The organism is Streptococcus sp. F0441, assembly GCF_000314775.2.
In the GTDB taxonomy this organism is placed as follows: Bacteria; Bacillota; Bacilli; order Lactobacillales; family Streptococcaceae; genus Streptococcus.
On record NZ_KB373321.1, the window covers coordinates 1943058 to 1957802 of the forward strand.

Here is a 14745-nt window from a genome sequence, read left to right on the forward strand (position 1 = left end):
TCACTTTCTATTTTCGCCAACCATTGCCAATAGATCTGTCTCTAATTCAAAATCATATCCGTTTTCTAAACGAACTCGTTGACGAATCCCTATAAGTGAGAAAACTAATAAAGATCCTCCAACAAATATAAGACTAAATAGTCCAGCTAAAATCAAAATCATATCATTCCTCCATAGATTATTTTATATACATTTATATCTTGGTAGTAATCGTAGATATAAATGTAAGGCAGTCTGCGGGTTTTAAAAATTATCCAATATCAAGCTCAAATAGAGATAGTTGTTGTGTTTGTTTAAAGCCATCTTTAACCCTTTCTATCACTCTCTGAGTGAACTCTATACTTTCTTCAAAGAAAGCAGCAATATTGACCATATAAGCCTCCTGGCGCTCTTTCTTCACCTGGATAAGGGAAAGCAAGATTGCTTTGATAGAGGCTAATCTGATGCCTCCTCCACGGCCATGTTTGACTGTGAAGAAGATCTTTTGTTCTGTTTTGAGAACCTTCAATACTTTGTCTAATGAGCGCTCAGGAATGTTCAACTTCTCTCGTATCTCTTTTTTCGTCGTCTGAATAAATGGATCCTCGGATTGATAGAAACCTTCTAAATAGGCCATTACGTCTGTTTTCCATTCATAGAGATGACTATTCTTCCTGTCAGCACGTTTCTTCTTAAATTTGTACCAACGTTGCTTCACAAAGAGATCTGAAGCCTTGAGTTCCTGATTGACCCATGCTTTACATAAAGTCATCACATAATCACGACTAGCAGCTTCATATTTTCCTGAGTAGGCGCTTGTGATAATCTTATGATATTCAGCTGAAGAGAGTGGCTCGTCTAGATTCGCATTAAAACTAGAAAGAACCTCCTCACACTCTTCCTGATCGATTCCTGAAGAGAAGTTGGCTAAAGCTAGCGTGAAAAGAACGTTGTTTCTTCCCATCAAGGCTTTTCCACCTTTGATATTCCCCTCTCTCATCAGCAATTGATACCAGGGTTCATCAATCTGTTTCACCCCTTCAGAGCCTGAAATAACCGTCAAATTGGGCTTTTTACTTGGGAAAGGAAGTTCTGATTGCTTCATTGACCAATCTAACCACTCCTGGAATGAATAGGTATAGTCGGGTTCAAAGAATTCGACATTATCAGTTCGAGGAATACGAGCAATCCCAAAATGGTTACAAGTCAAATCTACTGGTAAAGTTTGAGCAAAGTAATTTCTCAAATTTTGAGAGATAGCTTTGGCCACCTTTACCACTCGAAATTGAGAATGAACTGTAACATAAGCTGATTCTGAGAGGACAAAATAGGCTTGAAATCCTTTATCAGATTTTAGAATCAACGTTGGCATAAAACCTAGCTCCAGAGAAGCGGTTAAAATATCTCCTGTCGTCATTTCTTCAGCTGCAGAGGTAATATCAAAATCAATGTAGAATGTGTTAATCTGTCTTAGATTATCTTCAGAGTGGCCACGTGTAATCCGTCGACCAGCATCACTATAGCTTCCATAGCAGTACACATTAGGGGTCCAGTGTGTAAACTGATCCTGGTTCTCCAGCAATGATTCAACAGAGGTTAAAACAACACCACGTGCCTTCACCATATTTGCTTTTGAACGATAAGCAAATACAGACCCTCGTCTTCCTTTTTCAGCTGAAGAGATGAGCTGTAGATGACTATTCTTAAATTTTTGTGTTCTTAATCCGTCTTTTGTGATGATGGATAAGCATTTTAATAAATCAATCTTTTTCATGATTTTTTGCTCTCTCATATCCCTTCACTAGTTATAGTTTGAAGTCAAGTACACTTATAAAATATGGTACCAACTCCTTACATGAGAAGTACATCATTCCCCCTCCTACAAGAATTAAAAAGATACTCAATATCCATCCCAAAGCAGTTAGATGTACATAGAAGTCTTTCTCACCAGTCAAATCAAATCCGATATCTGTATTTTTACCTATAATAAATACTCCACTGAACGAAATGCACACTCCTACAACAAACAATACAATAAACCCAAAAATCATGTAATTTCCTCCTACCCTCTTCTGAGGTTTTTTATTTTAACACTTAAATTTTATTTAAGCTCTTAATGTGTGCATCATAAACACACTTTTTCAACTCGAAGAAAACGCTCAAATTTTCTTCGATAAACAAGCTCTTTTTCACCTCTCCGTCTGCGTAAAACAGACCGTTTAAGAGAAAATTTATTTTCTCTTGAAAAATGTCATCTAACATCAGCTTACTTTTCTCCAAGCAAGCTACCAAATGCGATGAATTGTTTGCGTAACGCATCGGCATCCCAAAAGCGCTTTCCACGCTTTTAAAATCAAAGCTAGTAAGGGGTCTTTGTGTAATTTTTTTCCAATCTGTATTTTTCATAGTTCTTTCCTCCTATGTTCATTCTCATTTATTCAATAATTCTTCTGATAACAACCTGGTCTCTTTTGCATGTTCAAAACCAGCAATATAGGCCTCATAATCAACATTAACTTTAACATTAATGGTTCTATTATTTAAACTTCCCATGCGACGATGTTGTTCTTCCAAAACTTCTGCTGGGATTTTTACCATCAAACCAAATTCTTCTGATGATTGAACCTGTCCCTGAAAACGTTGATCTACTCCATTTAAGAAACCAAGTAAGTACGATTTCTTATAGTCTTTCCATCTTGCTCTTGATACTGTAGGAAAAAGTCGTTTCAGCCGATATTTAAGGTATAAAAGCGCACCTTCATAAACCTTACTACAAAATTCAGCATCAGATTGATATCCAAAGAAAATTATCTGTGTGATGCCGTCTTCAGGAAGTCGTCTTCTTATCGTTTTACATCTAAAATTTTCACCTAAAATACCTGCCAACTTTTCTTGCCACCATGGAAGTCTGTATTCCCATGTTCCTATTGTTTCACCAATATCTTTTTGAGTTTTACTATTCGTTAAATCATTCATAGAAAGATTATGCTTCACCATAAGTCTTTGAGCCATCAGAAGGGCAGTCTGCCCCTCTTCATCGTTTGGTGCATCGTAAGCTAACTCTAAAAGATTTTGTATCTTCTCAATAATTTTATTATCCATATCAATCCACATGTTTATACTTTCTAGGCAAAGAACTAGCGTAATGTTTTGAATCATTGACCTTTGCATTATAAAAAATCATATTATTCCCAATAATTTCTTGCCATTTAGGAATCTCCTCACGATAAATGCGATTAAGGCCATAAAAGTTCCTTACAATAAATCTAACGGCTCCAATATGATCTCCTAAACCAACCACACACAACACATCATGTTCCATATCATATACCCAATGACTTTTTGAATTTGTCAGTATTTCCCAAGCAAATTCCCAATCTCTCTCAAGCCAATCATGCCCTGGTCTGTAATAAACTTTTGTCTGACAAGATTCATCATTAAATCCATAAAAACAGTGGCTACACAGCGTTCTGTTTTTATCTACCCACCAACAAGGACCATACTTTTCATTGATGCAAGGTGTAACCCAGTCACAAGAACATCGTCTACAAATACCCGTTTCCATTTTCTATCCCTCATTTATTCTCATACTTTTAGGTAGCTTTTTACTCGGTAAACAGTAACCTTCAGATAAGTCCCCTTTGCTATAAAATTCAGGACTATTTGTCATTATGTGATCACTTCTTCTCCATCCTCGACGAAGTTGCTTGTAAGATAAAGAAACACGCTTCTCAATCTCTTTAAAACTAAATCCTAGCTTCAAATAGGTTGTTACAATAGCATCAGCATGTTCTTTGGACTCTTCGCTTCTTGTTCTTCGCTGAAAGTTAATCTGCTTATCTTCTTCATTTAATGCTATCTGATAATCAATAAACAACTTCCGCATTTCCATAATTTTATGTTGCCAGGCCAAACTGTAAGGCTGCCCTGAATATCGATTCACTAAATCCTTTACGGGTTGTTTAAATTTCAGCTGAAGAGGATCGAATTCGCCAAGGTCAGAAAAGGGATCAATGAAACCTAGTGGTTCGCTTTGAATTAATTCATTGTATAGCGCTTCTCTGTCCATCCTAATGTATCTCCTTCTGTCAAATGCACGTCATTGAGTCAAATAAGCTTAACTGGATGGTTGTAGGCGCTTGTTCGCTGTTTCCATTCTTATCATGATCGATAACGTCAAAGATTTCTAACGTGTCTAAATTCATTACAATCTCTAATCCTAACATCGTTGAACTCCTTTCAAATAGAATTTTAAGCGAACAAAAAAGAGAACAGATTTCTCTGTTCTCCTAAAAATATTGAATTATTTGATTTTCTAAAAACTCTTACCACTTACAACGAAATAGATTAAGGAATGAGTCCCATATTGTCTGGGCTTTTTCTTTTATCTTAGCTTCTGAAATCGCACGTCCCGCTTCATCTACAAGATTTTGTGCACGGCTACGAATATCCGCTATCGGATCCTCCGACTGGTTTGCCTCATTTTCAATAGCTTGTTTTTTAGTATTTTCTGGTTCAATCCCATTTTGTTTATAAGCATTCTCAACTGTAAAAGTGCTACCTGGAGTGTAAGGCAAAATGGTATTAGCCATACTTCTAAAGACGTGGGCTGCTCCATTTGATGTCGAACCTGCCAGATAATGGTTTTCATCCGTCGTCGGGAAACCGAGCCAGTGGGTAATTACCACATCTGGAGTATAGCCAATCACCCACTGGTCACTAGTATATACTGAATTAAAAGCAGCCTCAGTAGTACCTGTCTTTCCAGCCATAACATAATCTGTTGGCGACGAACTAATTCCTGTACCATTGGTAAATGTTCCTAGCATCATGCTGGTCATTTTATCGGCTACCGACTTATCAATCACTCGTTTTTGGGAATTTTTATGACTCTTGATGACCTGGCCACTGGCATTTTCAATACGAGTGATAAAATGCGCTTCAGGCATCAGACCTTCATTAGCAAAGGTTGCATAGGCTTGCGCCATCTGGAGGGGATTCGTCTCTACGCCTCCACCGAGAGCGACTCCAAGAACTCGATCAACATTTTCCATATTCAGGCCAAATCTCTCCCCAGCGTCAAAAGCTTTGTCAATACCTAATGCATTTACAGTCGCAACTGCCGGTAAATTGAGTGATTCAGCCAAAGCCTGATACATAGGTACTTCTGGAGATGTCTTAATGCCCGCATAATTGTCCACTTGATAACTATCGTACTGCATCGTATGATTATCCAGTTGCTTGTTTAAGGCCCATCCTGCTTCTACTGCAGGTGTATAAACGACTAAAGGTTTAATGGTTGAGCCCGGGCTACGCTTAGACTGAGTGGCATAGTTGAAATTACGGAAGCCTGGTTTGTCATCGCCAGCTACGCGGCCAACAACGCTACGTACCCCACCTGTTTTAGGCTCTAAAGCAACACTACCTGATTCGGCGTGTGTTCCGTCTTCTGCCTTTGGAAATAGTGAGGTGTTTTCGTAAACAACCTGCATGTTGGCTTGGTAGTTTTGGTCAAGTTCTGTATAGATTCGATAGCCGTTGTTGACAATCTCTTCTTCTGTGAGATTGTACTTGGAAACCGCTTCGTTGACAACTGCATCAAAATAGGACGGGTAACGATAATCCGAAATCTTCCCTTCATACTTATCTTGCAGTTGAGAAGCCATATCTGTTCCAGCTGCTTCGGTCTCTTGATTTTTATCAATATAACCCGCTGCAACCATATTTTGCAAAACAGTATCCCTACGATTGGTTGAAGTTTCAACAGAATTTAATGGATTATACAATTCTGGTCCCTTGAGCATCCCTGCTAGAGTGGCCGCCTGATCAAGCGTTAGTTGTGAAGCCGATACACCGAAATATTTCTTACTCGCATCTTCAACACCCCATACCCCATTTCCAAAGTAGGCGTTATTGAGGTACATAGTAAGGATTTGCTCCTTGCTGTATTTCTTTGTCAACTCTAAGGCAAGGAAAAACTCCTTGGCCTTCCGTTCAACGGTCTGGTCCTGGGAAAGATAGGCATTTTTCGCCAACTGTTGAGTGATGGTAGACCCCCCTCCAGAACGACCTGCTGTAAGGATGGCTAGAAAGAAACGACCGTAGTTAATCCCATCATTTTTATAGAAGGAACGGTCCTCTGTCGCGACAACAGCATTCTGCAAGTCTTTGCTGATATCTGCCAGCTCAACATAGGTCCCCTTTTGACCGGATAGGGCTCCTGCCTCTTTTTCTTCGCGGTCAAAAATCAGAGTTCGGGTTTTTAGGGCATTTTGTAAGTCATTGACATTGGTAGACTTGGCTATCGCAAACAAGTAGGTTCCTACCAGTAAACCAGCACTTAACCCTAAAATGATGACAATCTTTGTCAGATGATAGCGACGCCAAAATTTCCGAATTGCCCCTACTTGTGACAATTTTTTTCTATCGCTCCGAGAACGACGCATACTAGTAGAATCCGACTCCGCCGATTCATTCGTTTCTTTTTTAAAGAGAGAAAGAAACTTCTCAAATAATTTATCTAATTTCATGCGTTTATTTTATCATCTTCACCATGGGAACTCAAGAATTTAGCTACTCCCTATCCAAATAGGGCTTTTTTTGTTACAATATCTGTATGCAATTCATATTTACATTACCCGAATCCCTGCCTCAAATGACGGTCAAACAATTTCTAGAGGAACAACTCCTCATCCCTAGAAAAATCCGTCACTTTTTGAGAACCAAGAAGAACATCTTAATTAACCACGAAGAAGTTCACTGGAACGAGACGGTGAAACCAGGGGATATTTGCCAATTGACTTTTGACGAGGAAGATTATCCCAAAAAGGAAATACTTTGGGGAAATCCAGACCTCGTTCAAGAAGTTTATCAGGACCAACATCTTATTGTCGTCAACAAACCTGAGGGTATGAAAACTCACGGTAATCAACCAAACGAAATCGCCCTTCTCAATCATATCTCTGCCTACGTTGGACAAACTTGCTATGTCGTTCATCGTCTAGATATGGAAACCAGCGGGCTAGTGCTTTTTGCTAAGAACCCTTTTATTCTTCCCATTCTTAATCGCTTGTTGGAGAAAAAAGAAATTGCTCGCGAGTACTGGGCACTCGTAGAAGGACGAGTGGAGAGTAAAGAACTTGTCTTTCAAGATAAAATCGGGCGTGATCGACATGATCGCAGAAAACGAGTAGTAGATCCCAAAAATGGGCAATATGCTGAAACGCATATCAGTCGATTAAAGCAATTCCCAAACAAAACAGCTCTTGTCCGTTGCAAGCTAAAGACCGGTCGAACGCATCAGATTCGTGTTCACCTCTCTCATCACAAGCATCCTATCTTGGGCGACCCTCTCTATAATAGTAAATCAAAAGCAAGCCGGCTTATGCTTCACGCCTTTCGCCTTTCTTTTACCCATCCACTCACCTTAGAAAAATTGAGTTTCACTGTTCTATCGGATACTTTTGAAAAAGAATTAAAAAAGAATGGATGACATTATCATCTATTCTTTTATCTATACAAAAAAGCAAGGCCAGAAAGCCTTGCTTTTTTATCGACTCAAGAATTATTTAGCGATTTTTGCAAAGTATTCAAGAGTACGAACAAGTTGTGAAGTGTAAGACATTTCGTTGTCATACCATGAAACAACTTTAACCAATTGTTTACCGTCAACGTCAAGAACTTTAGTTTGAGTTGCGTCAAACAATGAACCGAATGACATACCTACGATATCAGAAGATACGATTGGATCTTCAGTGTAACCGTATGATTCGTTAGAAGCTGCTTTCATAGCTGCGTTTACTTCATCAACAGTAACGTTCTTTTCAAGAACTGCTACCAATTCAGTTACAGAACCTGTTGGAACAGGAACACGTTGAGCAGCTCCGTCCAATTTACCGTTCAATTCAGGGATAACCAAACCGATTGCTTTAGCAGCACCAGTTGAGTTAGGAACGATGTTAGCTGCAGCAGCACGAGCACGGCGAAGGTCACCTTTACGGTGTGGTCCATCAAGAACCATTTGGTCACCAGTGTAACCGTGGATAGTAGTCATCAAACCTTCAACGATACCGAAGTTGTCATGAAGAGCTTTAGCCATTGGAGCCAAACAGTTTGTAGTACATGAAGCACCTGAGATAACTGTTTCAGTACCATCAAGAATATCGTGGTTAGTGTTAAATACAACTGTTTTAACATCTGATCCACCAGGAGCAGTGATAACAACTTTCTTAGCACCACCAGCGTGCAAGTGTTTTTCAGCAGCTGCTTTAGTAGCAAAGAAACCAGTTGCTTCAAGAACGATTTCTACACCGTCGTTAGCCCAGTCGATTTGTTCTGGATCACGTTCAGCAGAAACTTTAACGAATTTACCGTTAACTTCAAATCCGCCTTCTTTAACTTCTACAGTACCGTCGAAACGACCTTGAGTTGTATCGTATTTCAACAAGTGTGCAAGCATCACTGGATCTGTAAGGTCGTTGATGCGAGTAACTTCAACACCTTCTACGTTTTGGATACGGCGGAAAGCAAGACGACCGATACGTCCGAAACCGTTAATACCAACTTTAACTACCATTAGTGATTTCCTCCTTATGAAAATCCTGAAAATTTTATTGTGAAAAGAGTAACTTGGATCACTACAAATCACCTTTCAACGAACCTATTATATAACTATTTGAGCTTAATTGCAAGTGCTGACCTTGATTTTCTATGTCAGTTTCTTTTTGATAGGATGCCTCTGTAATTTCTTTCTCTACTCATAGCGTAAGGATTCCACTGGATCCATTTTGCTAATCTTACGTGCTGGGAAGAAGGCAGAAATATAGCCAAGAAACAAAGCAAAAATGAATGTCCCTAAAATAGAGAGAAGATTTAATTCAAAAACTTTAGAGATTGATGGATAGAAATGGTGAACAATAACATTCGCTAGACTTCCTATCCCTTGAGCAATGATGAAAGCTATAAACAAGGCAATTCCTACAATCCAAAGAGCTTCGTAGATAAAGATTCCTTTCACATCTCTATTTTGATAGCCAACAGCCTTCATGACACCGATTTCCTTAGAACGTTGCATGATATTGATATAAATGATGATGCCTATCATAACTGCTGCCACCACAATCGCTTGTGAAGAAAGTACAATCAGCAATCCCTGAATGACACGAATAAAGGTAATCACAATATCAAGAACGGCCTGTTGAGAAAGAACTGTATACTTTTTATTTTTCTGCAATTCTTCTATTACTGTTTTCGTACGAGATGGGTCTTTAAGCTCCAAAATAAAATAGGATACAGCCTTTGTGAATTCAGCTTCTTTTAAAATCGTTTCCATCTGGTTGGAAGACATGAAACTATTGCTATCCTCTGCATCATCTTCGTCATTGATGACACGCACAATATAAGTTTGAAAACCTGCCAACTTGCTACCTTCAGCAGCATTTTCTACAATGGTTGCCGATACTGGTTTTCCAATAACATCACTAGCCGTCAGATTGTTTCCTGTTTGTTCGTTCCAATTTTTGAGCAAACTCATCGGAATCGTCAATCCTTGTTCGTTAACATCCGTATAAAGGGAGCCTGCTAGCACTTTTTCTTTTTCATTGCTACTAACAGAAATACTTGTGTCTTCATACAAACTCACGACTTGAGCATAAGACGGCATGGCTTGGCTAAAATCTACTTCGTGTCCGTCTATGCTAATTTTTGACATGGTCATGCCAAAAGGACTTTCTAGATATTTAATATTTTCTTTCCCAATCGTATCCACGATATAGTCCTTATCATCTTGGTTCAAAAAACCTCTGCCAGCAGCACTAGAATTCAGCGCAATCTGAACTTGAGAAGGGAGCTTCCCCCCGTTGGTATTTTCATCAATCATCGAAATCAAGGCATTTCCTAGCCCAAACGAAACCAATACACCTACAAAACCAATCGAGGTCGCTACTGCAATCAGTAAGTTACGCCATTTTCTTTCCATAAAGTTACTTAAAGAAAGTTTGAATTTGTTTTTAAAGGACAATCCTTTATTTTTTGACTTCTTCAACGACTTCACCATCCTTCATTTTGATAATCACATCTGCATATTCAGTAACCTCTGGGTTATGAGTAACAATCAGTACTGTTTTCCCGGCTTGGGCCAAATTTTTGAACACTTCCAAAACCATCTCCTGAGATTGAGAATCGAGTGACCCAGTTGGCTCATCAGCTACAATCATATCTGGTTGATTTACCAAAGCACGTGCAATGGCTACACGTTGCTTTTGCCCGCCAGAAAGCTGTTTTACATTCTTAGCTATAAAAGGCTCCATCCCTAAACTATGAAGTTGCTCCTGAGCGATCCTTGTCATTTCTTTATCCGATAAATCTTTGACATAGAGAGGCAACTTGACATTATCCAGAACAGATTGATGGGGGATGAGATTGAAATTTTGAAAGACAAACCCAATGTTGTCTTTGCGAAATTGAGTCAATTCAATCTCCGATAGTTCTCTGAGAGACTCCCCTTTAAAATCTAAAACTCCCTCGTACTCTCTATCTAAACCGCTGATAATATTTAATAGACTGGTTTTGCCACAGCCTGACGGACCATAAATCGCTGTAATTTTCCCCTCAGCAATCTGCAGGTTAATATTTCTTAGAGCCTGCTCTTTATGTTTGCCGTCCAAAGCGTAATATTTTGAAATATTTTTCATGGATAAAATGGACATTATAATCTCCTTTAATCACTTGTAATATCGTGTACTGATACAAACTAAAATAAACAGTACCAATATAAATTATATTTAACAAAATCAGATTCAAAAGAAACAAGCAATTCCGTTCTCTTTTTTAGAATTCATTGTAACAAAAAAGCGACATTCCTCCAATGACAGAAATGTCACTCCTATAAAGCATTTAAAGATATCTTTCTAGATCCTCGGCCCATTCATTATCTAAACTAATGAGTAACTGCTCATTACCAAACATCCTTGCCATCATTTTTGCTTCTTCATACTTTTGTTTGGCTGTTTCATAATCCATCTGAATATAATATTTCCACTCCACCATCAAGACAATTGGTTGTTTTTGAAAATCTCGTGTTTTCTGTCCTATTTTATTTAAGGTCTCAACTGCTCTCTTAAAATAATGAAACAGCCCCATAATTTCTATACAAGCTAAAGAAGCTAACAAGGAATCTCTAAGCAAGTCCAAACAATCGAACTCTATCTTATCAACCTGAGAAATTAGTTTGTCATGAAAACAAAGAATGGTTTCATGCTCAGATTTTTTTATCTCACCCACATTTAAACCATCCATTAACTGACAGTTGAAATACAGTCTCAATTTCAAAAAGTCCTCGGCTTTATATACATCTCTGGATAGTAAGTCTTGAAGACCGCCCTCAATCACACTACTTCCGTATAAGGAATTACTAGTCGCCCTCACCTCATCTATAGCTTGAAGACAATCCACTATCACTTTCTCATCACGTGGCAAATCATCATAAAAACATTCAAAAATCTCATCAAAATATTCTTCCTTTCGTTCCTGCAACTCTTTGTCTCCATAGTCAGGATGATGAAGAAGAAAGTACTTTAATTCTTGATAACGCTTCGGTAATTCCTTATAGTCTGGCATCAAGACATAGGATGGGATGTCTAGCCTATCTGCAATGTATTCTAGTGTTTTTATAGTAGGACGAAATTCTCCTTTTTCAATGCGTACCAACTGACGAACGGATAACTCTGACTCATCTCCACAAAAAACTGGACGACTAAGACCCTTCTCCTCTCTAAGGAGTCTTACCTTTTCCCCTAAATCATTCACTTCTCTCATTTACCTCTCGAATCTTTTCAAAAACTTTGATATTCAAATAACTATATGCGCTTATTATAACATTTTTCAAGAAAATGTACAAAAAAAGAGACAGGATAACTCCTGCCTCTAGGCTGATAAACAATTATTTGCGACGTCCTGGTCGTTCTGCATAACCATAGTAAGCATCTGCCATGATTTCTTCCATGTCAGCTACCATTGGCAAGCGTGGGTTTGCAGGTGAACATTGGTCTTCGTAAGCAAGTAAGGCAATTTCATGCAAGCTGTCTTTCCAAGCTTTTTCATCAATTCCTTGATCCTTGAAGTTCATCTTGATACCTACTGCAACACCAAGTTCGTAAACAGCTTTAGCGTATGCTTCAACTGCTTCTTCTGGTGTTGAGCAAGGAAGACCTAGCATACGAGCAATATCTTGGAATTTTTCATCAGCTTTCCAGTAATTGTACTTAGGCCATGTTGTAGTTTTAGATGGACGAGTTCCGTTGTAACGGATAACGTATGGAAGCAAGATTGCATTTGTACGTCCGTGAATGGTGTGGTGAACAGCACCAATCTTATGCGCCATTGAGTGACTCATTCCAAGGAAGGCATTTGCAAAGGCCATACCAGCCATTGTAGAGGCATTATGCATCTTTTCACGGGCTTCTGGGTCAGCTGTTTTTACAGATTTCTCCAAGTATTTGAAGACTAACTTGATGGTTTGAAGAGCAATACCATCTGTATAGTCATTAGCAAAGTTAGAAGTATAAGCTTCAGTTGCGTGTGTCAAGACATCCATACCTGTGTCAGCAGCAATAAATGCTGGAACAGATTCTACCAAAGCAGGGTCAACAATTGCAATGGTTGGTGTCAAAGCGTAGTCAGTGATTGGGTATTTCCGGTTGTTTGCCTTGTCAGAGATAACTGCAAACGGTGTTACTTCTGAACCTGTACCAGATGTTGTTGGAATACCGATATATTGTGCTTTCTTACCAAGTGATGGGAATTTGAAGGCACGTTTGCGGATATCCATGAATTTTTGAACGAGGTCACCGAAGTCAACGTCTGGCTGTTCATAGAACATCCACATACCTTTAGCTGCATCCATTGGTGAACCACCACCAAGGGCAATGATAGTGTCTGGTTCAAACGAACGCATTACTTCAACACCACGACGAACTGTTGTGATATCTGGATCTGGTTCAACATCTGAGAAGACTTGAATCGTGACTTTGTTTTTACGAAGATTCAATTGGTCAATCACACGTTGTACAAAACCGAGTTTTTCAATTGATTTATCGGTAACAATCATGACACGTTCGATACCTTCGCAAGTTTGAAGGTATTGGATAGAATTGCGTTCGAAGTAAATTTTTGAAGGAACTTTAAACCATTGCATATTATTTCTACGTTTCCCTACTTTCTTGATGTTTAGAAGGTTGATCGCACTCACGTTATCACCGACTGAGTTGTGTCCATATGAACCACATCCAAGTGTCAATGATGGGATGAAGGCATTGTATACGTCACCGATACCACCGAAAGTAGATGGAGAGTTCCAGATAATACGCATTGCTTTGATTTCTGTACCAAAGCGTTTAACAAGAGCTTCGTCTTTTGTATGGATAGCTGCTGAGTGACCAAGTCCGTTAAACTCAACCATTTGACGAGCTTTTTTAAGACCGTCTTCTGTATCTTCAGCTTTTAGGACAGCGATAACTGGTGACAATTTTTCACGAGTCAATGGTTCTTTTGGTCCTACTTCTGCACATTCTGCAGCCAAGATGTTTGTTCCTTCTGGAACGCTAAATCCTGCTTGTTCAGCAATCCATGCTGCTGGTTTTCCAACGATGTTTGCGTTTAGTTTAGCACCTGCACAGTTTTTGCTGTTTGCTTTCACGCCGAAACAGAATTCTTCAAGAAGTGCTTTTTCTTTCTTGTTTACAAAGTAAGTATGGTATGATTTGAATTCTTCTACAAATTCGTCATACACTTCTTTATCAATGATAACGGCTTGTTCTGATGCACAGACCATCCCATTATCAAATGATTTTGACATAACGATGTCATGAGCAGCTTGACGAAGGTCAGCAGATTTTTCTACATAGGCAGGAACGTTTCCGGCACCTACCCCAAGAGCTGGTTTTCCACATGAGTATGCAGCTTTAACCATGGCATTCCCACCAGTTGCGAGGATAGTCGCAACACCTTCATGGTTCATAAGTGCCCCAGTTGCTTCCATAGATGGCTTTGTAATCCATTGAACACAGTTTTCAGGAGCACCAGCTGCAATCGCTGCATCACGAACGATTTGTGCAGCATGAGCAGAAGATTCTTGAGCTGATGGATGGAAAGCGAAAACAATTGGGTTACGTGTCTTCAAAGCAATCAATGATTTGAAAATCGCTGTTGAAGTTGGGTTTGTTGTTGGAGTGATACCACAAATAACTCCGACCGGCTCCGCAATCTTCGTCAAACCTGTAATTGGATCATCTTCGATAACTCCAGCTGTTTTAACTCCACGCATATTGTTCACTACGTGTTCACAGGCAAATAGATTTTTTGTCGCCTTATCTTCAAACACACCACGACCAGTTTCTTCAACTGCGTGTTGTGCAAGGATACCGTGCGCATCAAGTGCTGCAACAGACGCTTTTGCTACGATGTAGTCAACTTGCTCTTGGTTCAACTTGCGCATTTCATCAAGCGCAACCAAGGCTTTTTTCACGAGACCGTCGACATGCTTTTCAGCAGCAAGTTGTTTTTCCTCTGGTGTTACTGTTTTTTTATCAGCCATATTATCCTCCATAGCCTTTAAGGATGTTATCCTTTGTTAATTTTTTCACAAGTTCATTATAACTCTTTTTTTATGCTTTGTAAACAGTTTCATAAGCATTTCACAAAGAAATTTCCTAAGTTTGTGAGATTTTTCTCAACCTACCTATGCAATAGAGTTTTATCTGGATGATTGTG

Annotated in this window: 13 protein-coding genes; 1 reads left to right on the forward strand and 12 read right to left on the reverse strand. The window is 39.1% G+C overall.

Annotation, left to right across the window (positions count from 1 at the left end; genetic code table 11):
• The 7 genes from HMPREF9188_RS10535 to pbp2a form a co-directional block, all read right to left on the reverse strand.
• Nucleotides 1-162: a hypothetical protein gene (locus HMPREF9188_RS10535; RefSeq protein WP_009730755.1), complete on the reverse strand. Its 162-nt coding sequence runs from the start codon at nucleotides 160-162 to the stop codon at nucleotides 1-3.
• Between the two features lie 88 nt (nucleotides 163-250).
• Nucleotides 251-1753, reverse strand: a complete 1503-nt coding sequence (locus HMPREF9188_RS09635; RefSeq protein ID WP_009730756.1) for a primase C-terminal domain-containing protein — start codon at nucleotides 1751-1753, stop codon at nucleotides 251-253.
• A gap of 320 nt (nucleotides 1754-2073) precedes the next feature.
• Complete coding sequence (locus tag HMPREF9188_RS09645) at nucleotides 2074-2385, reverse strand: hypothetical protein (protein WP_009730757.1); 312 nt, start codon at nucleotides 2383-2385, stop codon at nucleotides 2074-2076.
• 24 nt (nucleotides 2386-2409) lie between these two features.
• Nucleotides 2410-3081, reverse strand: a complete 672-nt coding sequence (locus tag HMPREF9188_RS09650) for a DUF2786 domain-containing protein (RefSeq protein ID WP_009730758.1) — start codon at nucleotides 3079-3081, stop codon at nucleotides 2410-2412.
• Nucleotide 3082: 1 nt separating this feature from the next.
• Nucleotides 3083-3544, reverse strand: coding sequence for a hypothetical protein (locus HMPREF9188_RS09655; protein WP_009730759.1), 462 nt, complete (start codon nucleotides 3542-3544; stop codon nucleotides 3083-3085).
• Nucleotides 3545-3547: 3 nt separating this feature from the next.
• The gene (locus HMPREF9188_RS09660; RefSeq protein ID WP_009730760.1) at nucleotides 3548-4048 is read right to left on the reverse strand and encodes a hypothetical protein; all 501 of its coding nucleotides are present in this window, start codon (nucleotides 4046-4048) and stop codon (nucleotides 3548-3550) included.
• 256 nt (nucleotides 4049-4304) lie between these two features.
• Entirely contained in the window at nucleotides 4305-6509 is a 2205-nt protein-coding gene (pbp2a, locus tag HMPREF9188_RS09665; protein ID WP_009730761.1) for a penicillin-binding protein PBP2A, read from the reverse strand.
• 86 nt (nucleotides 6510-6595) lie between these two features.
• Between pbp2a and HMPREF9188_RS09670 the strand changes: the two genes are divergently transcribed.
• On the forward strand, nucleotides 6596-7471 hold the full coding sequence (locus HMPREF9188_RS09670; RefSeq protein ID WP_083888905.1) for an RluA family pseudouridine synthase: 876 nt from the start codon (nucleotides 6596-6598) through the stop codon (nucleotides 7469-7471).
• Nucleotides 7472-7543: 72 nt separating this feature from the next.
• On the opposite strand, the gene gap is transcribed toward HMPREF9188_RS09670, so the two are convergent.
• The 5 genes from gap to adhE form a co-directional block, all read right to left on the reverse strand.
• On the reverse strand, nucleotides 7544-8554 hold the full coding sequence (gap, locus tag HMPREF9188_RS09675; RefSeq protein ID WP_009730763.1) for a type I glyceraldehyde-3-phosphate dehydrogenase: 1011 nt from the start codon (nucleotides 8552-8554) through the stop codon (nucleotides 7544-7546).
• A gap of 177 nt (nucleotides 8555-8731) precedes the next feature.
• Nucleotides 8732-10033: an ABC transporter permease gene (locus HMPREF9188_RS09680; protein ID WP_198006247.1), complete on the reverse strand. Its 1302-nt coding sequence runs from the start codon at nucleotides 10031-10033 to the stop codon at nucleotides 8732-8734.
• Nucleotides 10002-10685, reverse strand: coding sequence for an ABC transporter ATP-binding protein (locus HMPREF9188_RS09685; RefSeq protein ID WP_009730765.1), 684 nt, complete (start codon nucleotides 10683-10685; stop codon nucleotides 10002-10004). Before HMPREF9188_RS09685 ends, HMPREF9188_RS09680 begins: the two co-directional genes overlap by 32 nt.
• 187 nt (nucleotides 10686-10872) lie before the next feature.
• Nucleotides 10873-11793: a helix-turn-helix domain-containing protein gene (locus HMPREF9188_RS09690; protein ID WP_009730766.1), complete on the reverse strand. Its 921-nt coding sequence runs from the start codon at nucleotides 11791-11793 to the stop codon at nucleotides 10873-10875.
• Between the two features lie 124 nt (nucleotides 11794-11917).
• Nucleotides 11918-14569 (reverse strand): bifunctional acetaldehyde-CoA/alcohol dehydrogenase, encoded by a 2652-nt coding sequence (adhE, locus tag HMPREF9188_RS09695; RefSeq protein WP_009730767.1) that lies wholly within the window; start codon nucleotides 14567-14569, stop codon nucleotides 11918-11920.
• Between the last annotated feature and the right edge of the window lie 176 nt (nucleotides 14570-14745).

Bases quoted from the DNA above. Each gene is read 5' to 3' on its own strand.
- HMPREF9188_RS10535 (WP_009730755.1), bottom strand. From the start codon at position 162: ATGATTTTGATTTTAGCTGGACTATTTAGTCTTATATTTGTTGGAGGA.
- HMPREF9188_RS09635 (WP_009730756.1), bottom strand. From the start codon at position 1,753: ATGAAAAAGATTGATTTATTAAAATGCTTATCCATCATCACAAAAGAC.
- HMPREF9188_RS09645 (WP_009730757.1), bottom strand. From the start codon at position 2,385: ATGAAAAATACAGATTGGAAAAAAATTACACAAAGACCCCTTACTAGC.
- HMPREF9188_RS09650 (WP_009730758.1), bottom strand. From the start codon at position 3,081: ATGGATAATAAAATTATTGAGAAGATACAAAATCTTTTAGAGTTAGCT.
- HMPREF9188_RS09655 (WP_009730759.1), bottom strand. From the start codon at position 3,544: ATGGAAACGGGTATTTGTAGACGATGTTCTTGTGACTGGGTTACACCT.
- HMPREF9188_RS09660 (WP_009730760.1), bottom strand. From the start codon at position 4,048: ATGGACAGAGAAGCGCTATACAATGAATTAATTCAAAGCGAACCACTA.
- pbp2a (WP_009730761.1), bottom strand. From the start codon at position 6,509: ATGAAATTAGATAAATTATTTGAGAAGTTTCTTTCTCTCTTTAAAAAA.
- HMPREF9188_RS09670 (WP_083888905.1), top strand. From the start codon at position 6,596: ATGCAATTCATATTTACATTACCCGAATCCCTGCCTCAAATGACGGTC.
- gap (WP_009730763.1), bottom strand. From the start codon at position 8,554: ATGGTAGTTAAAGTTGGTATTAACGGTTTCGGACGTATCGGTCGTCTT.
- HMPREF9188_RS09680 (WP_198006247.1), bottom strand. From the start codon at position 10,033: ATGGTGAAGTCGTTGAAGAAGTCAAAAAATAAAGGATTGTCCTTTAAA.
- HMPREF9188_RS09685 (WP_009730765.1), bottom strand. From the start codon at position 10,685: ATGTCCATTTTATCCATGAAAAATATTTCAAAATATTACGCTTTGGAC.
- HMPREF9188_RS09690 (WP_009730766.1), bottom strand. From the start codon at position 11,793: ATGAGAGAAGTGAATGATTTAGGGGAAAAGGTAAGACTCCTTAGAGAG.
- adhE (WP_009730767.1), bottom strand. From the start codon at position 14,569: ATGGCTGATAAAAAAACAGTAACACCAGAGGAAAAACAACTTGCTGCT.